The 22,435-nt window shown below is 71.5% G+C and carries 21 protein-coding genes; 13 read left to right on the forward strand and 8 right to left on the reverse strand.

The genetic code is table 11. The features are described 5' to 3' along the window. Window positions 1-24: 24 nt before the first annotated feature. Together scy and mce are read right to left on the reverse strand one after the other, a co-directional pair. Window positions 25-4,113, reverse strand: a complete 4,089-nt coding sequence (scy, locus tag LGI35_RS29595) for a polarized growth protein Scy (protein ID WP_227297252.1) — start codon at window positions 4,111-4,113, stop codon at window positions 25-27. A gap of 208 nt (window positions 4,114-4,321) precedes the next feature. Further along, window positions 4,322-4,762: a methylmalonyl-CoA epimerase gene (gene mce, locus LGI35_RS29600; RefSeq protein ID WP_100595983.1), complete on the reverse strand. Its 441-nt coding sequence runs from the start codon at window positions 4,760-4,762 to the stop codon at window positions 4,322-4,324. 137 nt (window positions 4,763-4,899) lie between these two features. Between mce and LGI35_RS29605 the strand changes: the two genes are divergently transcribed. From LGI35_RS29605 to LGI35_RS29615, 3 genes are all read left to right on the forward strand, one after another. Then, window positions 4,900-6,102 carry an acetyl-CoA C-acetyltransferase gene (locus tag LGI35_RS29605; RefSeq protein ID WP_116509819.1) on the forward strand — a complete coding sequence of 401 codons (1,203 nt, stop codon included), beginning with the start codon at window positions 4,900-4,902 and terminating at the stop codon, window positions 6,100-6,102. Between the two features lie 61 nt (window positions 6,103-6,163). Beyond that, window positions 6,164-7,120 (forward strand): methylmalonyl Co-A mutase-associated GTPase MeaB, encoded by a 957-nt coding sequence (meaB, locus tag LGI35_RS29610; RefSeq protein ID WP_116509816.1) that lies wholly within the window; start codon window positions 6,164-6,166, stop codon window positions 7,118-7,120. Window positions 7,121-7,301: 181 nt separating this feature from the next. Further along, window positions 7,302-8,552, forward strand: coding sequence for an MFS transporter (locus LGI35_RS29615; RefSeq protein ID WP_227297253.1), 1,251 nt, complete (start codon window positions 7,302-7,304; stop codon window positions 8,550-8,552). 46 nt (window positions 8,553-8,598) lie between these two features. Here LGI35_RS29615 and LGI35_RS29620 read toward each other — a convergent pair whose 3' ends face one another. Beyond that, window positions 8,599-9,399 carry a PepSY domain-containing protein gene (locus LGI35_RS29620; RefSeq protein WP_341483425.1) on the reverse strand — a complete coding sequence of 267 codons (801 nt, stop codon included), beginning with the start codon at window positions 9,397-9,399 and terminating at the stop codon, window positions 8,599-8,601. Between the two features lie 139 nt (window positions 9,400-9,538). Here LGI35_RS29620 and LGI35_RS29625 point away from each other — a divergent pair, with 139 nt between their 5' ends. Both LGI35_RS29625 and LGI35_RS29630 read left to right on the forward strand, forming a co-directional pair. Beyond that, window positions 9,539-10,204 carry a response regulator transcription factor gene (locus LGI35_RS29625; protein ID WP_227297254.1) on the forward strand — a complete coding sequence of 222 codons (666 nt, stop codon included), beginning with the start codon at window positions 9,539-9,541 and terminating at the stop codon, window positions 10,202-10,204. Continuing rightward, the gene (locus LGI35_RS29630) at window positions 10,201-11,661 is read left to right on the forward strand and encodes a sensor histidine kinase (RefSeq protein ID WP_227297255.1); all 1,461 of its coding nucleotides are present in this window, start codon (window positions 10,201-10,203) and stop codon (window positions 11,659-11,661) included. The genes LGI35_RS29625 and LGI35_RS29630 overlap by 4 nt, the downstream gene beginning before the upstream one ends. 42 nt (window positions 11,662-11,703) lie before the next feature. Here the strand turns inward: LGI35_RS29630 and LGI35_RS29635 are convergent, their stop codons facing one another. From LGI35_RS29635 to LGI35_RS29650, 4 genes are all read right to left on the reverse strand, one after another. Continuing rightward, entirely contained in the window at window positions 11,704-12,180 is a 477-nt protein-coding gene (locus LGI35_RS29635; RefSeq protein ID WP_227297256.1) for a MarR family winged helix-turn-helix transcriptional regulator, read from the reverse strand. 115 nt (window positions 12,181-12,295) lie between these two features. After that, the gene (locus tag LGI35_RS29640) at window positions 12,296-13,069 is read right to left on the reverse strand and encodes an AIM24 family protein (protein WP_227297257.1); all 774 of its coding nucleotides are present in this window, start codon (window positions 13,067-13,069) and stop codon (window positions 12,296-12,298) included. Then, window positions 13,066-13,716: an AIM24 family protein gene (locus LGI35_RS29645; protein ID WP_227297258.1), complete on the reverse strand. Its 651-nt coding sequence runs from the start codon at window positions 13,714-13,716 to the stop codon at window positions 13,066-13,068. Before LGI35_RS29645 ends, LGI35_RS29640 begins: the two co-directional genes overlap by 4 nt. A 1-nt stretch (window position 13,717) precedes the next feature. Beyond that, window positions 13,718-14,356, reverse strand: a complete 639-nt coding sequence (locus tag LGI35_RS29650) for an AIM24 family protein (RefSeq protein ID WP_227297259.1) — start codon at window positions 14,354-14,356, stop codon at window positions 13,718-13,720. A 164-nt stretch (window positions 14,357-14,520) separates the two neighbouring features. Between LGI35_RS29650 and LGI35_RS29655 the strand changes: the two genes are divergently transcribed. The 6 genes from LGI35_RS29655 (at window position 14,521) to LGI35_RS29680 (ending at window position 19,142) form a co-directional block, all read left to right on the forward strand. Beyond that, window positions 14,521-14,865 carry a DUF3817 domain-containing protein gene (locus LGI35_RS29655; protein WP_227297260.1) on the forward strand — a complete coding sequence of 115 codons (345 nt, stop codon included), beginning with the start codon at window positions 14,521-14,523 and terminating at the stop codon, window positions 14,863-14,865. Beyond that, window positions 14,862-15,161: an MTH1187 family thiamine-binding protein gene (locus LGI35_RS29660; RefSeq protein ID WP_127831024.1), complete on the forward strand. Its 300-nt coding sequence runs from the start codon at window positions 14,862-14,864 to the stop codon at window positions 15,159-15,161. The genes LGI35_RS29655 and LGI35_RS29660 overlap by 4 nt, the downstream gene beginning before the upstream one ends. 110 nt (window positions 15,162-15,271) lie before the next feature. Continuing rightward, the gene (locus LGI35_RS29665) at window positions 15,272-15,781 is read left to right on the forward strand and encodes a MarR family winged helix-turn-helix transcriptional regulator (RefSeq protein ID WP_116509794.1); all 510 of its coding nucleotides are present in this window, start codon (window positions 15,272-15,274) and stop codon (window positions 15,779-15,781) included. Window positions 15,782-15,824: 43 nt separating this feature from the next. Then, window positions 15,825-16,163, forward strand: a complete 339-nt coding sequence (locus tag LGI35_RS29670; protein WP_227297261.1) for a DUF3817 domain-containing protein — start codon at window positions 15,825-15,827, stop codon at window positions 16,161-16,163. Between the two features lie 93 nt (window positions 16,164-16,256). After that, window positions 16,257-17,957 (forward strand): coenzyme B12-dependent isobutyryl-CoA mutase large subunit, encoded by a 1,701-nt coding sequence (icmA, locus tag LGI35_RS29675; protein ID WP_116509789.1) that lies wholly within the window; start codon window positions 16,257-16,259, stop codon window positions 17,955-17,957. Between the two features lie 96 nt (window positions 17,958-18,053). Beyond that, window positions 18,054-19,142: an alpha/beta fold hydrolase gene (locus tag LGI35_RS29680; protein WP_227297262.1), complete on the forward strand. Its 1,089-nt coding sequence runs from the start codon at window positions 18,054-18,056 to the stop codon at window positions 19,140-19,142. Window positions 19,143-19,172: 30 nt separating this feature from the next. On the opposite strand, the gene LGI35_RS29685 is transcribed toward LGI35_RS29680, so the two are convergent. Next, complete coding sequence (locus LGI35_RS29685) at window positions 19,173-19,799, reverse strand: TetR/AcrR family transcriptional regulator (RefSeq protein ID WP_227297263.1); 627 nt, start codon at window positions 19,797-19,799, stop codon at window positions 19,173-19,175. A gap of 316 nt (window positions 19,800-20,115) precedes the next feature. Between LGI35_RS29685 and LGI35_RS29690 the strand changes: the two genes are divergently transcribed. Beyond that, a complete protein-coding gene (locus LGI35_RS29690) occupies window positions 20,116-21,084 on the forward strand; it encodes a tetratricopeptide repeat protein (protein WP_227297264.1) in 969 nt (322 codons plus the stop codon). A 628-nt stretch (window positions 21,085-21,712) separates the two neighbouring features. Further along, the gene (locus LGI35_RS29695; RefSeq protein WP_227297265.1) at window positions 21,713-22,330 is read left to right on the forward strand and encodes a DUF6230 family protein; all 618 of its coding nucleotides are present in this window, start codon (window positions 21,713-21,715) and stop codon (window positions 22,328-22,330) included. Window positions 22,331-22,435: the final 105 nt, after the last annotated feature.

Below are 22,435 nucleotides of genomic sequence, written 5' to 3' on the forward strand. Positions count from 1 at the left end.
CAAGCACGCCCGTTGCTGTCCTGGCTACCCATCCGACCCCTTGCCACCCGATCGGGTAGCGCCCGCTGCGGCTCCCGCCTTGACGGCACCCTCCTTGGCGCCGCCGCCGGCGGACGGGGTCTCGAAGGACTCCAACGCCTCCAGAACATCCTGGACGCGGGAGATCTCGGCGTTGATGTCCTCGCGGCGGCGGACCAGGACCTCCAGCTCGCGCTTGCCCTCGGCGACCGTGCGCTCCGCCTCCGCCTGCGCCTCGGACAGGACGCGCTCGGCCTCGCGGGTCAGCTCGGTCTTCTTCGCCCCGGCCTCCTTGAGCAGGCCCTCGGCCTTCTTCACGGCGGCGATCCGGACCTTGCTCGCCTCCGAACCCGCCTCCGAGACCATCTCCTTGGCCTTCGCCTGCGCCTCGGTGAGCTGCTCCTCGGCGGCCTTCACCAGCGCGTCGCACCGCTCGCCGGCCGTCTTCATGGCCTCGGCGGACTCGCGCCGCGCCCGCTCGTGCAGTTCGTCGATCTCGCCGGTGATGCGCTCGCGCAGCTCCTCGGCGCGCTCCCTGATCGCCGTCGCGTCGCGGCGCGCGCCGACGAGCAACTCGTCCGCGTCCGTACGGGACTTCTCCACCAGGGAATTGCCCTCGACGGTCGCCTCGGAGACCAGCCGGTCGGCCTCCTTGCGGGCCGCGCCGACCATCGTGTCGGCCTGCGACTCGGCGTCCGCGGTCGCCTTCAGCGCGGCCTGCTGCGCCTCGGACGTCAGCTTCTCGGCCTCCGCGCTCGCCTCCGTGATGAGCTTGTCGACCTGCTCGGCGGCCTCCGAGCGGCGCTTGTTGGCGTCCTTGCGGGTCTCGTCGAGGGTCCGCTCGGCCTCGGCGCGCGCCGCGGACGTGAGCCGCTCGGCCTCCTTTGCCGCCTCCGCCTTGACGCGCTCCGACTCGCTGCGGATCCGCTCGGCGTGCTGCTGCGCGGACCCGACGGTGTCGGCCGCCTCGGCGCGCAGCCGTTCGGCGTCCCCGGTCGCGTCCGCGATGAGCTTCTCGGCCCTGGCGACCGACTCGGCGCGCACCCGCTCGGCCTCGGTGAGGGTCTCGTTCGTGAGCTGATCGGCCGCGGCGGTGGACTCCGCGTGCAGCCTGGCGGCCTCGGTCGTGGCGTCGCCGACGAGCTGCTCGGCGCGAGCGACGGACTCCGAACGGACCCGCTCCGCCTCGGCGTTGGTCTCGTTCGTGAGGCGCTCGGCGGCCTCCGTGGCGTCGCCGACGAGCTTCTCGGCCGCGGCCGTCGACTCGGCGCGGACGCGCTCCGCCTCGGCGTTGGTCTCGTTCGTGAGGCGCTCGGCCTCGCTCGTGGCCTCCGTGATGAGGGTGTCCGCCTGCGTGGCGGCGTCCGAACGGATCCGGTTGGCGTCCTCGCGGGCGTCGGCCCGGGCACGGGACGCGTCCTGCTCGGCCGACGCGAGCCGCTCGGAGACCTCCGTACGGACCCGCTGGGCGTGCTCCGACGCCTCGGACCGCATCCGCTCCGACTCGGTGATCGCCTCCGAAACCGTGCGCTCCGCAAGGGACTTGGCGGCCTCCGACTCGGCGGCGGCCTCGCCGCGGACGCGGTTGGCGTCGTCGGTGGCCCGCTCGCGCTCCGCGTACGCGTCGGCGCGGACCCGGTCGGCCTCCTCCTGCGCCTCGTGCTTGGTGCGCTCGGCCGCGTGCTCCGCGGCGCTGCGCAGGCCCGCGATCTCCTCCTGCGCCTGCTCCTGGAGCCCGGAGACGGAGTCGCGCACCTGCTGCGCGGTCTGCTCGGCGGCGCCGACCATCTCGGTGGAGCGCCGGTCGGCCTCCTCCACGAGACGTACGGCCTCCGCCTGCGCCTCCTCGACGCGGGCGCGGGCGACCGCGAGGAGTTCCTCGCTCTGCTCGCGGGCCCGCTCGCGCTCCTGGTCGGCCTCCTGGCGCGCGGAACCGAGGGTCTCCTCGGCCTCGCGGCGGCGTCTGGCGGCCTCCTCCTGGGCGGCGGACAGCGCCTCCGCGGCCTCCGTGGCGACCCGCTCGGCCGCGGCCGCGGCCTCCGCGCGCACCCGGTCCGCGCTCTCCTGCGCCTCCGACTTGAGCCGCTCGGCCTCGGCCGCGGCCTCGGACCGCAGACGTACGGCGACGTTCTCCGCCTCGGCGCGGGTCCCGGACGCGTCCGACGCGGCCTCGGTGCGCAGCCGGTCGGCCTCCGTCTCGGCCTGCGCCTGGAGCGTACGGATCCGCTCGGCCGCCTCGGCGCGCAGCCGCTCGGTCTCGTCCGCGGTCTCGCGGCGGATGCGCTCCGACTCGGCCCGCGCGTCGGTGAGCGTGGTCTCGGACGCCGTCAGGCGCTGCTCGGCCTCGGTGTGCAGCCGGGTCAGCTCGTCGGCGGCCTCGGCCCGCCGGGCCGCGACCGCGCGCTCGGTCTCCTCGCGCAGCTCCTGCGCGGCCCGCTCGGCCTCCGCCTTGGTGGCCTCGGCCTGCTCGCCGGCCTCCTCGCGGTGCAGCTCGGCCTCGGCGCGGGTGCGCTCCAGGGTCTCCTCGGCCTGCTTGCGCAGGTTCGTGGCGCGCTCGATGGCCTCGGTGCGGACCCGCTCGCTCTCGGTCTGCGCGCCGGCCCGCAGCTCGTCCGCGTCCGCCTTCGCCTTGGCGAGCAGCTCCTCGGCGGTCCTGGCCGCCTCCTCGATCTGCTGGACGGCCTCGCGGCGCGCCTCGCTGCGGATCCGCTCACCCTCGTCGACGGCCTCGGCCCGCAGCTGCTCGGCCTCGCCGCGCAGCCGGCGGGCCTCCTCCTGGAGCTCGACCGTCTTGGCGCGGTACTCCTTGGTGTCGTCCTTCGCGGCGCCCTTGAGCTGCTCGGCGATGTCGTGCGCCTCGCCACGCAGCCGGTCCGCCTCGGCCTCGGCCTCGCTGCGCAGCCGCTCGGCCTCCTCGGAGGCGGCCTTCGTGGTGGCCTTGGCGTCCTCGGAGGCCTTGTTGAGCACCTCTTCGGCCGTGCGGGCGGCCTTGGCGAGCTGGGAGGCGGTCTCCTCGGCCGTGACGTTGCGTGCCTTCTCGCCGGCCTCGGCGAGGATCTTCTCCGCCTGCTCCTTGGCGTCGGTGACGGCCTGCTCGGCCTCCGCCTTGGTGGCCTCGGCCTCCTTGGTGGCCTCCGAGACGAGCCGGGCGACCTGCTCCTTGGCGGTGCGCGTGCGCTGCTCGTTCGCCGACTCGGCGTTCGCGAGCTGCTTGGCCGCGGAGTCCTTCGCCTCGGTGAGGACCTTCTCCGCCGACGCGCGCGCCTCGCGCAGCGCCGTGTCGGCCTCGGACAGGCGCTGCTCGGCGGCGCGGCTCAGCTCGGCGGACTGGCGGCGGGCGGTGTCCGACTCGGTGGCCGTGGACGAGCGCAGCTGCTCGGCGTGGTCGGTGGCTTCCTGCGCCTGTGTCGACGCGGCGTTCAGGAGGCGCTCGGCGTCGGTGCGGGCGCGGCGCAGCAGGGCCTCGGCCTCGGCGCGGGCGGTCTCGGCCTCCGACGTCAGGCGCTGGCGGGCCTCGGTGGCGACCCGCTCGGCCTCGGCGCGGGCGGCGGCGAGCGCCTGGTCGGCCTCGGCGCGGGACTCGTCGACGAGCCGGCGGGCCTGCTGCTCGCTGCGGGAGCGCAGCTGCTCGGCCCACGCCACGTTCTCGTTGACGTGCGCCTCGACGGTCTGGCGGCGCTCGGCCAGCTCCTGGTCGAGCTGCTGGCGACGCGAGACGGCCTCGGCGTGCAGCTCGGACTGCAGCCGGGACTGCTGCTCGGCGTGCTCCTGGAGGATGCGCTGCGTCTGGGCGCGGGCGTCGCGCAGCTCGCGCTCGGCGTCGGCGCGCAGCTGGTCGGCCTGGATCTGCGCGTTACGCAGCAGCTGCTCGGCCTGGTACCCGATGTCCCCGCCGTCGTAGGCAGGACGGGACGCGAGGTTGCGGCGCGCCTCGTGCAGCTTGGCGCGCAACACCTCGACCTGGTAGCCCAGGTCCTCGGCGTGCTGGACCGCCTTCTCCCGCTCGGTCTTCAGCCGGTCCATCTCGGCCTCGAACCGCGAGAGATGGTCGGTCTCAGCCGGCCGCCGGCTGTCCTGGCTCTCGTAGCCCCGCACTGCGCGGTCCCATCCGTCCCCTGGTCGCAAGTCTCTCCAAACGAGCACCGTCCATCCGCCGAACGGGGCCCCCGGGGAATGGTGTCAGATCAACGGCGGAGCATGGGCTGCTGCCCCGTCGCTCGCCCCCCGAAACCCGGACCCCGGCCCGCGGCCGTCCGTGTGACGGACGGCCGCCCCCAACCCTACCGGCCCAGATATACGGAGGTCAGTGCTCAGGTGACTCAACCGGTGCGGAAGTGACGAGTTCGGTCAGTACTCCGTGGCAGTCCTTGGGGTGCAGGAAGGTGATGCGGGACCCCATCGAACCGATGCGCGGCTCGTCGTACAGGACGCGTACGCCCTTGCCCCTGATGTCCGCGGAGTCGGCGTCGACGTCCGCCGTGCCGAAGGCGATGTGGTGGACGCCCTCGCCGTTCTTGGCCAGCCACTTCCCGACCGCGGAGTCCTCCCGGGTGGGCTCGAGGAGCTGGAGGTAGGAGGCGCCGCCGTCACTCGTCTCATTGATCTTGAGCATGGCCTCGCGCACGCCCTGCTCCTCGTTCACCTCGGAGTGGAACACTTCGAAGCCGTAGGTAGCGCGGTAGAACTCAACGGTCTTGTCGAGGTCGAAACAGGCGATTCCGATGTGGTCGATTCGCGTCAGCATGCTGTAAGTGCAGCGCGGTCGGAGGTGGTTACGCAACGTGCGCGCGATCACACCGTTCGGCCGGTGACGTGGGAGGTACTGCTCAGTACATTCGAGTAAACCCTCGTTCACTCCTCATCTCCAAGGGGCCGTGCCTCATGTCTGGAACGACCGGTACCACCTCAGTGATCGTCGCGGGCGCCCGTACGCCCATGGGCCGGCTGCTCGGCTCGCTGAAGTCCTTCTCCGGAGCCGACCTCGGAGGGGTCGCCATCAAGGCGGCGCTCGACCGGGCGGGGATCGGCGGAGACCAGGTGCAGTACGTGATCATGGGCCAGGTGCTCCAGGCGGGGGCAGGGCAGATCCCCGCGCGCCAGGCGGCCGTCAAGGCCGGCATCCCCATGAACGTGCCGGCGCTGACCATCAACAAGGTGTGTCTCTCGGGCCTCGACGCCATCGCGCTCGCCGACCAGCTGATCCGCGCCGGCGAGTTCGACGTCGTCGTCGCGGGCGGCCAGGAGTCCATGACGAACGCTCCCCACCTGCTCCCCAAGTCCCGTGAGGGCTACAAGTACGGCGCCGTCGAGATGCTCGACGCGATGGCGTACGACGGCCTGACCGACTCCTTCGAGAACATCCCGATGGGTGAGTCGACGGAGAAGCACAACACCCGCCTCGGCATCAAGCGTCCCGAGCAGGACGAGATCGCCGCCCAGTCGCACCAGCGCGCCGCCGCCGCCCAGAAGAACGGCCTCTTCGAGGCGGAGATCACCCCCGTCGAGATCCCGCAGCGCAAGGGCGACCCGGTCCTGTTCAGCAAGGACGAGGGCATCCGCGCCGAGACGACCGCCGAGTCGCTCGGCAAGCTGCGGCCCGCGTTCACCAAGGACGGCACGATCACGGCCGGCACGTCCTCGCAGATCTCCGACGGCGCCGCCGCGGTCGTCGTCATGAGCAAGGCGAAGGCGCAGGAGCTCGGCCTGGAGTGGATCGCCGAGATCGGCGCCCACGGGAACGTGGCGGGCCCCGACAACTCGCTCCAGTCGCAGCCGTCGAACGCCATCCGGCACGCCCTCAAGAAGGAGGGCCTGGGCGTCGAGGACCTCGACCTCGTCGAGATCAACGAGGCCTTCGCGGCCGTCGCCGTGCAGTCAATGAAGGACCTCGGCGTGTCCTCGGAAAAGGTGAACGTCAACGGCGGCGCGATCGCCCTCGGTCACCCGATCGGGATGTCCGGCGCCCGTGTCGTCCTGCACCTCGCGCTCGAGCTGAAGCGGCGCGGCGGCGGCGTCGGCGCGGCCGCGCTGTGCGGCGGCGGTGGCCAGGGTGACGCGCTGATCGTGCGGGTACCCAAGGCGTAACCCTTCCGCCGGCACGCATGCCGGTACGGATGTCGGACGAAACCGAGTGAACGGAGCTGTGATGCAGGACGTCTCCACCCTGGTGGCCCAGGCCAGGGAAGGCCGGCCCAGGGCCGTGGCCCGGCTGATCTCCCTGGTGGAGGGGGCGTCCCCGCAGCTGCGCGAGGTGATGGCGGCGCTGGCCCCGCTCGCGGGGCACGCGTACGTCGTCGGGCTGACCGGGTCGCCGGGCGTGGGCAAGTCCACGTCCACGTCCGCCCTGGTCAGCGCCTACCGACGGGCCGGGAAGCGGGTCGGTGTGCTCGCCGTCGACCCGTCGTCGCCGTTCAGCGGCGGCGCCCTGCTCGGTGACCGTGTCCGCATGTCGGAGCACGCGTCCGACCCCGGCGTGTACATCCGCTCCATGGCCACGCGCGGGCACCTGGGCGGGCTCGCGTGGGCCGCGCCGCAGGCGATCCGCGTGCTCGACGCGGCCGGCTGCGACGTCGTCCTGGTGGAGACGGTCGGCGTCGGCCAGTCCGAGGTCGAGATCGCCTCGCAGGCCGACACGTCCGTCGTCCTGCTCGCCCCCGGCATGGGCGACGGGATCCAGGCGGCCAAGGCCGGAATCCTGGAGATCGGCGACGTGTACGTCGTCAACAAGGCCGACCGCGACGGCGCGGACGCGACCGCCCGCGAGCTCAACCACATGCTGGGCCTCGGCGAGTCCCGGGGCGCCGGTGACTGGCGCCCGCCCATCGTCAAGACCGTCGCCGCCCGCGGCGAGGGCATCGACGAGGTGGTCGAGGCGCTGGAGAAGCACCGGGCGTGGATGGAGGAGCACGGTGTCCTCCAGGAGCGCCGCCTCGCCCGCGCCTCCCGTGAGGTCGAGACGATCGCCGTCACGGCCCTGCGCGAGCGCATCGCGGACCTGCACGGCGACCGCCGCCTCAGCTCGCTGGCCGAGCGCATCGTGGCGGGCGAACTCGACCCGTACCGGGCGGCGGACTCCCTGGTGGAGGGCCTGACGGAGGCCTGAGAGGACGGCAGGGCGGGACCGTGCCGCGGTTTCGCCCATCGCCAACTCCCGCCCCCCGCTGGTACGTTGGACGTATGTTCCTTCTCTGTGCGTAGGGCACGACCCGGCCGCGACCACCGTCGAACGGTGACGTCGCGGTCCTCGGCGTCCGTGTGCCCTTCGTTCCGAGGAACTCCCACCCATGTCGTACGCAGCCCTGCTGCGGGTTCCGCATGCCCGCCGCACCTTCGGTGCCGCCCTGCTCGGGCGGCTCTCCTACGGGACCGTGTCCCTGTCCCTGATGCTCGCGGTGAAGTCCGCCACCGGCTCGTACACCGTCGCGGGCACGGCCATGGCCCTCTTCGGCGCCGCGAGCGTCTTCCTCTCGCCCCTGCGCGCGCTCCTCGTCGACCGGTACGGGCCGCGCCGCGCGCTCCCGCCGATGACGGGGGCGTACGCCGTCCTGCTCGGCGTGCTCGCGGCGCTGACCTGGCGGCCGGGGGCCTCCGGGCTCCTGCTCGGTGTCGCCGCCCTCGCCGCCGGCGCGTGCACCCCGCCCCTCGGGCCGACCATGCGGACCGTGTGGAGCGAACTCGTCGGCAAGCGCGAGGGGTTGCTCCAGCGCGCGTACAGCCTCGACGGGGTGGCCGAGGAGCTGCTGTTCGTGTCCGGCCCGCTCCTCGTGGGCGTGCTCGTGCAGTTCGCCCCCGCGGCGTTCGGCGTCGCCGCCAGCGCGGCCCTGGTGGCCGTGGGAACCGCCGCGTTCGTGGCGTCCCCTGCCGTACGGGGCCTCGCGGGCCGGGACGCGGGGCGGCGCGGGCCCTCCGGCGGGATCTCGCCGGTGCGAGGCCTCGCGCAGCCGGTGGTCGTCGCCGTGGGCGTCGGCCTCGCCCTCGGCGCCCTCGACCTGCTCGTCCTCGCCTTCGCCGACGCGCGTCAGCACGCCGACGCCGTGGCCTGGGTGATGGCCGCGCTCTCGGCGGGCAGCGCGATCGGCGGCCTCGCGAACGGCGCCGTGCCCTGGTCCACCCCCGCCCGCGTGCGGCTGCCGTTCCTCGCCGCGGGGCTCGCCGCCGCGCTGGGGGCGGCGGCGCTCGCGCCCGGCCTGGTGACGCTCGGCGCGACGGCCGTGATCGCGGGCCTCTTCGTCGCGCCCGCCCTGACGACCGCGTATCTCGTGGCGGACGAGGCGGCCGGGCCCGCGTTCCGCACCCAGAGCGGGGCCTGGGTCAACACAGCGGTGAACGCCGGGATCTCGGCCGGCACCGCGGGAGCGGGCCTCCTGGTGGCCCGCCTCCCGCTCGCCGTCTGCTTCGCGGTGGCCGCGGCGGCGCCGGTCGCTGCGGCGGCGTGGGGGGTACGGGGTGCGCGCGGCGTCCGTACGACGGCGGAAGCCGCGCCCGGGGACGGTGTCCCGGACGCGGCTCAGGAGACGGGCACGGCGGCGCGATGAGCTGAGCCGATCCGCGCCGAGCCGGGCTCGTCGGTCGGCGCCGACGTCAGTCGTCGTCGCCGTGGTCGCCGTGGTCGCCGTGGTCGTCGTGACCGCGGCCGTGGTCGCCGTGGTCGTCACCGGCGTCGTGCGTGGCGGTGTTGTCGCGGCCGTGGTCGTCACCGGCGTCGTGGGTGGCGGTGTTGTCACGGCCGTGGTCGTCACCGGCGTCGTGGGTGGCGGTGTTGTCACGGCCGTGGTCGTCACCGTCGTCGTGGGACGAGCGGTCCGGGGTCACCGCGCCGGTCCGGAGGTCGACGCGCCAGTCGGCGTCGGTGCCGTTCGCCGCCGTGGTCTCGGCCTCCCAGGCGTGGGCCGTGCCGTCGTCGTGGAGGTCGATCTCGGTGACCGTCCCCTTCACGGCGGCGGCCCGTGCCGCGTCCTGCGCCGTCGTCCGCGCGTCCTTCAGGACGGCGGTGACGCGGGCCGTGTCGTCGTGGCGCGAGGTGTGCGAGCCGGTGACCTTGCCCGTGGCGGGGTCGACGAGGACGTCGTGCCACGTCGTGCCGTTCAGGACCTCGACCTCCCAGACCACCCGGTTGTTCTCGTCGTCGAGCTCGGCGGAGACCGCCGTGCCGGGCACCGACTTGAGGGCGGCGGCGATGGCGTCCGAGGCCGTCACCTTCGCGGTCTTCAGCTCGGTGACGTGCTCCGCGCGGTCGTCGTCGTGCCCCGTGCCCCGCGACGCGGTCGACGTGCCCGCCGACGTGGTGTCGTCGTCGCCGCCCGACACCGCGACGGCGGTCGCGGTGCCGCCGCCGATCAGGGCGACGGCGGCGATGGTGGCGATCACGATGTTGCGCTTCATGAGGGTCCTCCCCGAGACGGTTCCCGGCCCACCGGACATCCGGTGCGCTTCGACGAGGACCACAGTGGCCGACCGATGCTGAAGCCCCGCTGAAGGACCCTGAAGACTTCTTCAGGGTCCGTTTGCGACCCTGGCCCTCATGCGCCTGCTCATCGTGGAAGACGAAAAGCGTCTCGCCCTGTCCCTCGCCCGGGGCCTGACCGCGGAGGGGTTCGCCGTCGACGTCGTCCACGACGGCCTCGAAGGGCTCCACCGGGCGGGCGAGGGCGCGTACGACCTGGTCGTGCTCGACATCATGCTGCCGGGCATGAACGGCTACCGCGTCTGCGCCGCCCTGCGCGCCGCCGGCCACGACGTGCCGATCCTCATGCTCACGGCCAAGGACGGCGAGTACGACGAGGCCGAGGGGCTCGACACGGGCGCCGACGACTACCTCACCAAGCCGTTCTCGTACGTCGTCCTCGTCGCGCGCGTGAAGGCGCTCCTGCGGCGGCGTGGCACCGGCGGCGGCTCGTCCGTGCGCACGCTCGGCCCGCTGCGGGTCGACACCGGCGCGCGCCGCGTCCTGCACGGCGAGACCGAAGTACCTCTCACGACAAAGGAGTTCGCGGTCCTCGAGCAACTGGTGGTGCGGGCTGGCGAGGTCGTCTCGAAGGCGGAGATCCTGGAGCACGTCTGGGACTTCGCGTACGAGGGCGACCCGAACATCGTCGAGGTGTACGTCAGCACCCTGCGCAAGAAGCTGGGCGCGGAGCTGATCAGGACCGTGCGCGGCGCGGGCTACCGCCTGGAGGCGCCGCGATGAGGCGGCGGCTGTTCGGTTCCGTACGCGCCAGAGCCACGCTCGGCGCGACCCTCGTCGTCGCCGTGGCGCTCCTCGCCGCCGGGGCGGCCGTGCTGCTCGCGCTGCGGTCCAACCTCACCGACCAGGCGTCGAGCGAGGCGGAGTCCTCCGCCCGCAAGGTCGCCGTGTCGATCGCGACCGGCACCGCGCCCGCCGCCCTCGAACTCCCGGACGGGGACGACACCCCGGTGCAGGTCGTGGACGGTGACGGCCGGCTGCTGGCCGCCAGTGAGGACCTGGAGCGGATCAGCGGGACCGGCTCGTCCGCCGTCAAGCCGGTGACCCCGCCGGTCGACGACGACGGTGGCGACGACGACGGCGGCGGCTCCGACCGTCATGGGGGCAAGGGCGGGGACGACGACTCGTACGCCTACGGGGAGATCGCCGACGACGCCGAGGGCGGCCAGGGCTCGGCCACCGTCGACGGGGAGACCCGGGACCACCGGTTCGCCTCGCTGGAGGTGAAGAACACCCGGCAGGGCGACCTCACCGTGTACGCGGGCGCCTCGCTGTCCGCCGAGCAGAGCGCCGTCGGCACCGCGCTGACCGTCATGCTGATCGGCTTCCCGGTGCTGCTCGGCGTCGTCGGCGCGGTCACCTGGCTCATGACCCGCAGGGCGCTGCGCCCCGTCGAGGACATCCGGAGCGAGATGTCCGCGATCACCGCGTCGCAGGACCTGGCGCGCCGGGTGCCGGAGCCGGCCACGCACGACGAGGTGGCGCGCCTCGCGCGGACCACGAACGAGACGCTCGCCGCGCTGGAGACGTCCGTGGAGCGCCAGCGCCGGTTCGTCGCCGACGCCTCGCACGAGCTGCGCAGCCCCATCGCGTCGCTGCGCACCCAGCTGGAAGTGGGCGCCGCCCACCCCGAACTGCTCGACGTGGAGGGGGCGGTGGCCGACACGGTGCGGCTCCAGGAACTCGCCTCGGGGCTTTTGCTGCTCGCCCGGCTCGACGCGGGGGAGCGGCCGGGGGAGGCGCGGGTCGATCTGGCGACGCTGGCCGGCGAGGAGCTGTCGCAGCGCCCGGCGGGCCGCGTCGCGGTCCGGACGCACCTCGAACCCGTCGAAGTGGTGGGCTCGCGCAGCCAGTTGGCGCGGGTGGTCGGGAATCTGCTGGACAACGCGCAGCGTCACGCCCGGTCCCGCGTGGACATCGCCGTGCGGGACGAGGGGCCGTGGGCGGTTGTCGAGGTCGCGGACGACGGCGCGGGCGTGCCGGAGACCGAGCGGGAGCGGATCTTCGAGAGGTTCGTGCGCCTGGACGACGCGCGGGCCCGGGACGACGGCGGGGCGGGTCTGGGACTCGCCATCGCCAGGGACGTCGCCGTGCGGCACAGCGGCGCCCTGACGGTCCGCTCGTCGCCCGCGGGCGGAGCGCTCTTCGAACTCAGGCTGCCGGTGGCGCCGGTGACCTGAGGCCCGCGGACGGGGAAGGCCGGTGTTCCCCGTTCGCAATGGTCACGGTTTGCCGCGCTGCGAACGCAGGTGTTCGGCGATCGGGGTCAGGGCCTTGTGGAGGGCGTCGAGCTCCTCCGGGGAGATCAGGTCGACGAAGTGCCGCCGTACGGACGCCACGTGGTGCGGGGCGACCTTCTTCATGGTCTCCATGCCGTCCTCGGTCAGGACGGTGTAGAGGCCGCGGCGGTCGGACTCGCAGTTCTCACGGCGGACGAGTCCGGCGTTCTCCATACGAGTGATCTGATGGGAGAGTCGGCTCTTGGACTGCAAAGTGGCGGTCGCGAGATCGCTCATGCGCATCCGGTGGTCGTCCGTCTCGGAGAGATGCACGAGGATGTCGTAGTCGTTCATCGTCAGGCCGAACGGCTGGAGGTCCTTCTCGAGCTGATACGTCAGCATTCTGTTGACCTCTACGTGCGTGCGCCAGGCGCACTGTTCCTCGTCGGTCAGCCAGCGTGTGGCCGTCTCGGTCTCCATATATTGATTCTACCTAAGAAGTTGAAATGCGAACGAAAGTGGGGGGTGTGACGCCTCCCACCCCTGGTGGCACAAAGGGGTCACGCGTTCGACGTCACACTCCGCAGGTTACCGCTCACAGTCCGAAGCGACGCTGGAGGTCGCCGAGCTGTCCGGGAAGACGCGGTACCCCCGGCTGCTGCCCCGGCACCCCCTGACCACCCGGCACCCCCGCCTGATGCGGCACGGCACCCGTCGCCTGTTCAGCCATCAACGTCTCCGTGGACTGCAGTAACACCGTCCCGGCGCCCACGAACTCGAACTGGTGCTCCTCCCCGGACACGCCTCCGACGCCCGTCATCGCACGTAGACCGCCGATCACGCCCGTCAGATAGGAGTGGTCGTAGTGGTGGCAGGGTGACGGGCAGTCGGCCCAGCCGACCAGGGCCTGTGGATCTACGCGGATCGGCGGCTCCATGAAGACCACCGGGCCGTTCGAGGCCGCCACGAATTTGCCCGTGCCAATGAGTGTCAGAAAGCCGGGAACGATCGACTGCTTCAGCGCGAGAGTTGGCTGAAAAGCGAGCAGGTTGCCCGAGCGGATGGTCAGGTTCCCGTTCTCCAGGTCGTACGAGTTCACGTCGAAGGCCCGGTCGGCGAGCAGCATCTTGCCCGAGCCCTCCGCCACGACCCAGTCGCTCGCGTGCAGCGGGGAGTGGAAGGAGGTCCGTACGAGGCGGTCGAGGCGGCCGTGCCCGATCCCGTTGAAGTCGATGCGCCCGTAGTAGGCGATCATCTTGCCCTTCTGCAGGAACCAGCTGCTGCCCTTGAGCTCCACGCAGAACGTGTACGCGTTCACATTGTCGTCGGCCGGCAGGGTGGCCGGGTCGAAGATCACCGGGGTGCTCACAGCTTCTCCTCCGAGGCCTGGACGTACACCGCGCCGCTGCCGCTGAGCTCCAGCTGGAACGCCTCGCCGGAGCCGCGCCCCACCATGTCGCGCCAGCCGAGGGCCGTCGACAGCTTGTTCCTCACGTCGCCGTGGTGCGCGACGTACGCCTGCGGGTCGACATGGACGGGGCGGCCCGGCGTGATCGGCAGCTCGATGACGCCGCCGTGCGCCATGACGGCGACCGCGCCATGTCCCTCGAGGGTCGTGGTGAACAGGCCCTGCCCGGTGACCTGGCCGCGCACCATCCCCATGACGCCGCCCTGCGAGCCCATGAACATCGTGCCCTGCCGAAGGCTCCCGTCGAAGGCGAGCAGACGGTCCGCCTCCACATAGAGGGTGTCTCCGGAGAGGGCGATCACCTGGACGTGATGGCCGCCGTGCCCGAACAGGACGGTGCCGCTGCCGTCCACGGTCATCAGCGGCGTCGCCTCGTTCGCCACGCGGCGCCCGATCATGGACATCACGCCGCCCTGGCCGCCCTGGATGCTGGGCGTGAAGGTGACGTCCCCTCTGTAGGCGAGCATCGCGCCGCGCTGGCTGTAGATCCGCTGCCCGGGGACGACCGTCGCCTCGACCATCTTCGAGTTGATCTCACGGAAGGGCATCTCACACGTCTCCCGCGATCGTGTTGCGCTCACTGGGCTGTACGTAGACCAGGCCGTCGCCCTCGAAGCGGATCTGGAAGGCCTCGCCGCCGCCCTCGCCCATGAAGGTGCGGAACGTGACGCCGGACTGGAAGGACTGCCGCACATTCCCCTGATGCGCGACGTACGCGCCCGGGTCGACGGTCAGGGGGTGGTCCCGGCTGACGCGGAGCGCGACGGCGGGGCCCTCGCTCATGATCGCTGCCTGGCCGTTGCCCTCGACGGTCGTCGTGAACAGGCCGTTGCCCTGCGAGGCGCCGCGCACGCCGGTGAAGGACGTGCCGGTGCGCAGGCCCGCGTCCGTGCAGAGCAGATTGCTCGACTCGACGAAGAGCTTGTCGCCCCGCAGGTTCACGACGCTGATCTCGCTCGCCCGGTCCGCGAACCAGCACGTGCCCTGCCCCTTCACCTCCATCACCGTCATCTCCTCGCCGGTGAGGCGGCGGGTCACCATGCCGCGGATGCCCTCGCCGCCGCCCGTCATCTTCTTGAACGCCATCCGGCCGTCGTACGCGACCATCGAGCCGTTCTTCGCCTTGACGCTGTCGCCCGTCATGTCGACGGCGAGCACTCTGCTGCCTTGAAGCCGGAACGTAGCCACGATGTGACGGTAATGGGCGAGATGCCCCCCGGGACAGGGGTCCCGGCCCTGAACGAACCCTGAGCGAGCCCCGGGTCATCCCCGATGCCACAATGGGCAGCGCTTGTGCTTACGTTCACAAGATCGAACGCTCGCCCCCTCACCGCTTCTGCCGAAGGTGCCCCGTGGACATCAAGACCGCCTCCGCACTCCGCCGACTCCGCCTGGTCTCCGCTCCTGAGGCCGTCTCCTTCCTGTTGCTCCTCGTCTGCTCGGTGCTGAAGCGGACCACGGAGTTCGACGCCGTCCCGGTCATGGGCATGGTGCACGGCGTCCTGTTCGTTCTCTACGTGATCTTCTGGCTCGACGCGTGGAACCGTACGAAGTGGGGCTTCAAGACCGCCGCCCTCTACTTCGTCCTCTCCGTCCTGCCGACCGGCGGCTTCTTCGCCGAGCGCAAGCTGAAGCGCGAGGCGGAGGCCGCGGTCATCGCGTCCCGCGCCCGCCAGGAGAAGGTCGTGAACGCATGATCGTCGCCTTCTCGGTCTCCCCGCTCGGCGTCGGCGAGGACGTCGGCGAGTACGTGGCAGACGCCGTCCGGGTCGTCCGCGAGTCCGGCCTCCCGAACCGCACCGACGCGATGTTCACCACCATCGAGGGCGAGAGCTGGGACGAGGTGATGGACGTCGTGAAGCGCGCCGTCGCCGCCGTCGAGGCGCGTGCCCCGCGCGTATCGCTCGTCCTCAAGGCGGACATCCGCCCCGGTGTGACGGACGGCATGACGTCGAAGGTCGCGACGGTCGAGCGGCACCTCGCCGCCGAGTGACCCTCTTTTCCCGTGAGCCCCGGCCCGGTAGGGCCGGGGCTTTCGCGTGGCCCCGACCGAAGGGCGAGACGGGGCTGACCAGCATATGACCGGCCGGTAAGGTCTTGGGCGTGCCGAAGCCGCTCAGCCTTGCCTTCGATCCCATCGCCCGTGCAGACGAACTCTGGAAGCAGCGCTGGGGATCCGTGCCGTCCATGGGCGCGATCACTTCGATCATGCGCGCGCACCAGATCCTCCTCGCCGAGGTCGACGCGGTCGTGAAGCCGTACGGGCTGACCTTCGCGCGCTACGAGGCGCTGGTGCTGCTCACCTTCTCCAAGGCCGGCGAGCTGCCGATGTCGAAGATCGGCGAGCGGCTCATGGTGCACCCGACCTCGGTCACGAACACGGTCGACCGCCTGGTGCGCTCCGGGCTCGTCGACAAGCGGCCCAACCCGAACGACGGCCGCGGAACGCTCGCCTCCATCACTGCCAAGGGCCGCGAGGTCTGCGACGCCGCCACCCGCGACCTGATGGCCATGGACTTCGGGCTCGGGGTGTACGACGCCGAGGAGTGCGGCGAGATCTTCGCGATGCTGCGGCCGCTGCGGGTCGCCGCCCACGACTTCGACGAGGCCTGACCCGCGCGAAGATCGCGCAAAACGGGCCGTTACGCTCGTATCCATGAAACGAAGCGTGCTGACCCGGTACCGGGTGATGGCCTTTGTCACGGGCGTCCTGCTGGTCCTGCTGTGCCTCGGCATGATCGCCAAGTACGTGCTCGGCATCGACGGCGCGGCGGACGTCACGCGCGTCGTCGCCATCGCGCACGGCTGGCTGTACGTGATCTACCTGGTCTTCGCCTTCGACCTGGGCTCCAAGGCGAAGTGGCCGGTCGGCAAGCAGCTGTGGGTGCTGATCGCCGGCACGATCCCGACCGCCGCGTTCTTCGTGGAGCGGAAGGTCTCCCGCGAGCTGGACTCCAAGGTCGCCGACGGCGCCCCCGCCGTCGCCAAGGCCTGACGAACCGCGCCACTCCACCGCCCGCACGATGTGCGGGCGGTTTGCCATCGACATTTACTAGGACGTCCTAGTAAATTTGAAAGCATGGGAAGCATGGACGCTGACGCCATCGAAGAGGGCCGCCGTCGCTGGCAGGCCCGGTACGACTCCGCCCGCAAGCGGGACGCCGACTTCTCGACGCTCTCCGGGGACCCGGTCGAACCGGCCTACGGGCCACGTCCCGGGGACACCTATGAGGGCTTCGAGCGGATCGGATGGCCCGGCGAGTACCCGTTCACGCGCGGCCTGTACCCGACCGGGTACCGGGGCCGTACGTGGACGATCCGGCAGTTCGCCGGGTTCGGGAACGCCGAGCAGACCAACGAGCGGTACAAGATGATCCTCGCCGCCGGCGGAGGAGGGCTGAGCGTCGCGTTCGACATGCCGACGCTGATGGGCCGCGACTCCGACGACGCGCGCTCGCTCGGCGAGGTCGGGCACTGCGGCGTCGCCATCGACTCCGCCGCCGACATGGAGGTCCTGTTCAAGGACATCCCGCTCGGGGACGTCACGACGTCCATGACGATCTCGGGCCCCGCCGTGCCCGTCTTCTGCATGTACCTCGTGGCCGCCGAGCGCCAGGGCGTCGACCCGGCCGTCCTCAACGGCACGCTGCAGACCGACATCTTCAAGGAGTACATCGCGCAGAAGGAGTGGCTCTTCCAGCCCGAGCCGCATCTGCGCCTGATCGGCGACCTCATGGAGCACTGCGCGGAGGGCATTCCCGCGTACAAGCCGCTCTCGGTCTCCGGGTACCACATCCGCGAGGCCGGCTCCACGGCCGCGCAGGAGCTGGCGTACACGCTCGCCGACGGCTTCGGCTATGTGGAGCTCGGCCTGTCGCGCGGGCTCGACGTGGACGTCTTCGCGCCCGGCCTCTCCTTCTTCTTCGACGCACACCTCGACTTCTTCGAGGAGATCGCCAAGTTCCGTGCCGCCCGCCGCATCTGGGCGCGCTGGATGCGGGACGTGTACGGGGCGAAGACCGACAAGGCGCAGTGGCTGCGCTTCCACACCCAGACCGCCGGGGTCTCCCTGACCGCGCAGCAGCCGTACAACAACGTCGTGCGGACCGCCGTCGAGGCGCTCGCGGCCGTGCTCGGCGGCACCAACTCGCTGCACACGAACGCCCTCGACGAGACCCTGGCGCTCCCCTCCGAGCAGGCCGCCGAGATCGCGCTGCGCACACAGCAGGTGCTCATGGAGGAGACCGGCGTCGCCAACGTCGCGGACCCGCTGGGCGGTTCGTGGTTCGTGGAGCAGCTCACGGACCGGATCGAGGCCGACGCCGAGAAGATCTTCGAGCAGATCAAGGAGCGCGGCCTGCGCGCCCACCCGGACGGGCAGCACCCGATCGGGCCGATGACCTCGGGCATCCTGCGCGGTATCGAGGACGGCTGGTTCACCGGCGAGATCGCCGAGTCCGCGTTCCAGTACCAGAAGGCGCTGGAGAAGGGCGACAAGCGGGTCGTCGGCGTCAACGCGCACCACGGGTCCGTCACCGGCGACCTGGAGATCCTGCGGGTCAGCCACGAGGTCGAGCGCGAGCAGGTGCGCGAGCTCGGCGCGCGCAAGGCGGCCAGGGACGACGCCCGCGTGCGCTCCGCCCTCGACGAGATGCTGAAGGCCGCGCGCGACGGCGGCAACATGATCCCGCCCATGCTCGACGCCGTGCGCGCCGAGGCCACCCTGGGCGAGATCTGCGGGGTGCTGCGCGACGAGTGGGGCGTGTACACCGAACCCGCCGGATTCTGACGGGAGTTCGCGCCGGGGGACAGAGTGACAGGTGTCACCCGGCGCGGGCCGGGGTAGGCGCGGGCACGTCCATCGTCGCCTGCCCCAGGAGTTCCCGTGCGCCTGTCCGGACTCAACCGCACTACCACCACCGTCGGTTGTGCCGCCCTCGCCCTGCTCGGCGGGATGGTCCTCGGCGGATCCGGGGCGGTGAGCGCGAGCCCGCCGGCCGAGCCCAAGGTGCAGAACACCTTCGACCCGCTCGGCCCCGACGTACGCGCCGCGAAGCTGCCCTCCGGACGCACGGCCCACTACACCGACTCGGGCCCGCGCGACGGCGTTCCGGTCCTCTACATAGGCGGCACCGGGACCAGCGCGCGGGCCGTCCACATGACCGACTTCTTCCGCACCACGCGCTCGGACCTGGGCCTGCGGCTGATCTCCGTCGAGCGCAACGGCTTCGGCGACACCGCGTACGATCCCGCCCTCGGCACGGCCGACTTCGCGCGGGACGCCCTGGACGTGCTCGACCGCCTCGGCGTCGAGAAGTTCAGGATCGTCGCGATCTCCGGAGGCGGTCCCTACGCCGCCGAACTCGCCGCCCGCGCACCCGGCCGCGTCTCCGCCCTGCACCTGGTCGCCGCCCTGCCCCCGTACGGAGAGAAGCCCGCGTACTGCGCGATGTCCGACGACGCGCTCACCGCGGCCCTGAAGGACTCCATCACCGACCCGCGCAAGTGGTGGGCGTTCCCCGACGACAGCCCTGTCAAGTCCATACCGGGCTTCGCGGACACGGCGTACGAGGACGGCGCCCGCACCTACAACCAGCGTGGTCAGCAGGCCGATCCGGCGCCGCAGGTCCACGAGCAGAGGCTGTACTGCGGGCGGCCGGGCCCCGACCTGTCGAAGCTGACGGCCCCCGTCCATCTGTACGGCGGGGACAAGGACACCACGGTCCCGCCGGCCACCCTCGCGACCTGGCGGCAGCAGTTCGCCGCGGACCGCGTCACGGTCCGCACCTACGCCGACTCCGCGCACGACGTGCAGTACCGCCACTGGGACCAGATCCTCGTGGACCTCGCCGGACACGGGGACCGCACGGTCGTGTGCCGGAGCTCGCACACCCGCGTCCTGCCGGCGGACGAGGCGGCCCGACTGGTCGCCAAGAAGCGTGCCACGCTGGGCAGTTGCGCCTGGAACGGCTGACCGGGTCCGGCCTGGTCCGAACGAAGAGCCCTAGGCCTGTACGGAGGCGAGTCCGCCCAGGAGCAGCGCGGTGAAGCGGTCGACCCACTCCTCGTCCACCGGCTCCGCGCTCACCAGCGTGCGGTGCACCACGGCTCCCGCGACTACGTCGAAGATGAGGTCGGCGGTGCGGGCGGCGGCGGCCGGGTCGGATTCGAGGGGGAGTTCGCCGCGGGCGTGGGCGCGGGCGCGGCCCTCCAGGACCAGGCGCTTCTGCCGGTCCACGATCGAGGTGCGGATGCGCTCGCGCAGCGGTTCGTCGCGCGTCGACTCGGCGACCACCGCCATCAGCGCCGTCTTGGTCTCCGGGCGGTTCAGGAGCGCCGCGAACTGGAGGACCACACCCCCGATGTCGGCGGCGAGGCTGCCGTTGTCCGGGAGTTCGAGCTCGTCGAAGAGGACCGCCACCGCGTCCACGACGAGCTCGTTCTTGCCTGCCCAGCGCCGGTAGAGCGTCGTCTTGGCGACGCCCGCGCGGGTCGCCACGTCGCCCATCGTGAGTTTGGACCAGCCGAGGTCCACCAGCGCCGCGCGGGTCGCCTCGAGGATCGCCGCGTCGGCGGCGGCGCTTCGAGGACGGCCCGTTCTCGGGAGGGGCGGGGGCGTGCGGCTCTGCATGAAAGTGACGATACCGGCCGGTAGGGATAGCGCCGTGAGGCAGACCACAGCGAAGATCACGGAGACCCCCTCCCCACGCGGCCCGCGCGAGAGTTACGCTACGACCCGTAGCGAAAGCTCAGTGAGCCTTGCGACAACCACGAGGCCCGGGTGGGGACCCGGCGCCGAACAGGGCCCCTTCGGGCCGCAGAACAGCCCCTCTCGGGGCCGCAGACCAAGTCCGTGACCACATCCTCGACGGCACCCGCAGTCCGGCGGGAGGCCGAGACGGGTGGTCCCGGCCCACAACGCGCCGCGGAAGGGGGAGGATGTACTCATGCAGCCACGGAACATGTCCATGAGCGGAGTCGTCGACCTCGCCGCGGTGAAGGCGGCCCAGGAGGCCAAGGCGAAGGCGGAGCAGGCGCGTGCCGAGTCCGCTCGGCAGGGCGGGGGCGGGGCCGTCTCCCCGTCGAGCCTCGTCATCGACGTCGACGAGGTCGGTTTCGAGCGCGATGTCCTCCAGCGCTCGGCCGAGGTGCCCGTCGTCATCGACTTCTGGGCGGAGTGGTGCGAGCCGTGCAAGCAGCTGAGCCCGCTGCTCGAAGACCTCGCGGCCGAGTACAACGGCCGGTTCGTGCTCGCCAAGATCGACGTCGACGCCAACCAGATGCTGATGCAGCAGTTCGGGGTCCAGGGGATCCCGGCGGTCTTCGCGGTGGTGGCCGGGCAGGCCCTGCCGCTCTTCCAGGGGGCCGCGCCGGCCGAGCAGATCCGCGCGACGCTCGACCAGTTGATCCAGGTCGCCGAGGAGCGCTTCGGTCTGACCGGCATCACGGTCGACCCCGATGCGGAGGGATCTGCACCGGTCGTGGAGGCTCCGGCCGGTCCGCACGACGCTCTGCTCGAAGCGGCCGTGCAGGCTCTTGACGCCGGCGACCTCGCCGGTGCCGTCCAGGCGTACAAGAACGTGCTGAACGACGACCCCGCCAACACCGAGGCCAAGCTCGGCCTGGCGCAGGCCGAGTTGCTCCTGCGTGTGCAGGACCTGGATCCGCAGAAGGTCCGTCAGGACGCCGCGGACCGCCCCTCCGACGTGGCGGCGCAGATCGCCGCGGCCGACCTCGACCTGGTCGGAGGCCATGTCGCGGACGCGTTCGGCCGACTTGTCGACACGGTGAGGGTCACGGCGGGCGAGGACCGGGACGCCGCACGCGTGCGACTGCTCGAACTCTTCGAGGTCGTCGGTGCCGACGACCCGCGGGTGGTTACGGGCCGTGCGGCTCTGGCCCGGGTTCTCTTCTGAGCCGTTTCTGACCAGTTCCTAAACGCCGGGCGATGTGGTGCCCAGGTGAAAGTTCTGTTCCCACGGGTACACAGCGGTCGCGCTTTACCAAAACTTGGTAAAGGCGGCTGCTGTTACTTGGAGTAAGTCAGAGGCCGCCTTCTGTCCGGTTACGCCCCTCCTTCCTCTGTTTTGGCAACTCGCTTGACGCCACCCTGCGTTGTCGGGTGACACCGTCGGGTCGTTGTTCGGTTATCCGTCCGTTACTAGCGAGTAACGAACCCCCTTGTGCCCGCGCCGAGAATGCACCACGATCGGCGACGCTCGGTCCTCATCCCGCAGTCCGACAGCCAATCGGGTCGCGGGGTTTCAGGGTCCCCACCGAGCAGGCCGGTAGCAGTGCCGCCGGCCTTGGGCAGGGGGGTCTCTGCTTTCCGGCAGGGCCTGTCCAGCAGGTTGCGCGTGACTGTCAGGTGCGACCAGTGGTTGTCGCTCGGGGGTGATCGCCGGTGATTCGGGTGCCAATGCGCGCCCCCGATGCGGGCGCTCTCCTTCCCGAGGACGTAGCACTTCTCCCATCCCTGCCCGGCTGAGCGTCCCAAGAGGCGCTGTCAGGGCCGGAGATGTACGTCCGAGAAGGAGGAAAGTCATGGAGTCCGTGGCTCGTGGCGGAACCAGATGGAAGCGGTTCGCCGTAGTCATGGTGCCGAGCGTCGCGGCGACTGCCGTGATAGGCGTCGCCCTCTCGCAGGGTGCGCTTGCGGCATCGTTCAGTGTTTCGGGCCAGTCGTTCAAGGTGACGGCAGACTCGCTCGACGGTACGGGATTCGTCCAGTACGGGGCCCTCGACAGCGGTAAGTCGGGTGCACACCCGGTTGCCGTCGTCGGCCTCAACGAGGCGAAGATCACCAACCTGTGCCAGTCGGTCGTCGTGCCGGTGCCGGTCTTCGGCGACGTGTCGATGAAGCTCAGCGCGGGCGGTGCGGGCGGCCCCCGCGTCGAGGCGAAGAAGCTGTACATCGACGCCGACGACCTGTCGACCAACGCCACGTTCAAGAACATCGACATCGGCGTCGGAATCGACTCGACCACCAAGGGCCCGGGTCCGGCCAAGGGCGACAAGTACGTCCCGGACTCGTTCTCGCAGCAGGCCGACTCGGTGCACTTCGAAGATGTCAAGCAGCGCGCGTGGGCGACCACGGCCGGCACCTTCAAGCTCTCCGGCCTGCACATGCAGGTGCAGAAGGGCGCACACGAGTGCTACTAGGCCCCAGGGTCTAGCTCACTCACAGCGCTGAACGGCCGGGCGCGGGGACGAACGGGAAGCTCCGGGACGTCCCCGTGCCCGTATCCGACACGCACCATCACCACA

The sequence above is a fragment of the Streptomyces longhuiensis genome, assembly GCF_020616555.1.
GTDB classification, from domain to species: domain Bacteria; phylum Actinomycetota; class Actinomycetes; order Streptomycetales; family Streptomycetaceae; genus Streptomyces; species Streptomyces longhuiensis.

Bases quoted from the DNA above. Each gene is read 5' to 3' on its own strand.
- mce (WP_100595983.1), bottom strand. From the start codon at position 4,762: ATGCTGACGCGAATCGACCACATCGGAATCGCCTGTTTCGACCTCGAC.
- LGI35_RS29605 (WP_116509819.1), top strand. From the start codon at position 4,900: ATGTCTGGAACGACCGGTACCACCTCAGTGATCGTCGCGGGCGCCCGT.
- meaB (WP_116509816.1), top strand. From the start codon at position 6,164: ATGCAGGACGTCTCCACCCTGGTGGCCCAGGCCAGGGAAGGCCGGCCC.
- LGI35_RS29615 (WP_227297253.1), top strand. From the start codon at position 7,302: ATGTCGTACGCAGCCCTGCTGCGGGTTCCGCATGCCCGCCGCACCTTC.
- LGI35_RS29620 (WP_341483425.1), bottom strand. From the start codon at position 9,399: ATGAAGCGCAACATCGTGATCGCCACCATCGCCGCCGTCGCCCTGATC.
- LGI35_RS29625 (WP_227297254.1), top strand. From the start codon at position 9,539: ATGCGCCTGCTCATCGTGGAAGACGAAAAGCGTCTCGCCCTGTCCCTC.
- LGI35_RS29630 (WP_227297255.1), top strand. From the start codon at position 10,201: ATGAGGCGGCGGCTGTTCGGTTCCGTACGCGCCAGAGCCACGCTCGGC.
- LGI35_RS29635 (WP_227297256.1), bottom strand. From the start codon at position 12,180: ATGGAGACCGAGACGGCCACACGCTGGCTGACCGACGAGGAACAGTGC.
- LGI35_RS29645 (WP_227297258.1), bottom strand. From the start codon at position 13,716: ATGCCCTTCCGTGAGATCAACTCGAAGATGGTCGAGGCGACGGTCGTC.
- LGI35_RS29660 (WP_127831024.1), top strand. From the start codon at position 14,862: ATGATCGTCGCCTTCTCGGTCTCCCCGCTCGGCGTCGGCGAGGACGTC.
- LGI35_RS29670 (WP_227297261.1), top strand. From the start codon at position 15,825: ATGAAACGAAGCGTGCTGACCCGGTACCGGGTGATGGCCTTTGTCACG.
- icmA (WP_116509789.1), top strand. From the start codon at position 16,257: ATGGACGCTGACGCCATCGAAGAGGGCCGCCGTCGCTGGCAGGCCCGG.
- LGI35_RS29685 (WP_227297263.1), bottom strand. From the start codon at position 19,799: ATGCAGAGCCGCACGCCCCCGCCCCTCCCGAGAACGGGCCGTCCTCGA.
- LGI35_RS29690 (WP_227297264.1), top strand. From the start codon at position 20,116: ATGCAGCCACGGAACATGTCCATGAGCGGAGTCGTCGACCTCGCCGCG.
- LGI35_RS29695 (WP_227297265.1), top strand. From the start codon at position 21,713: ATGGAGTCCGTGGCTCGTGGCGGAACCAGATGGAAGCGGTTCGCCGTA.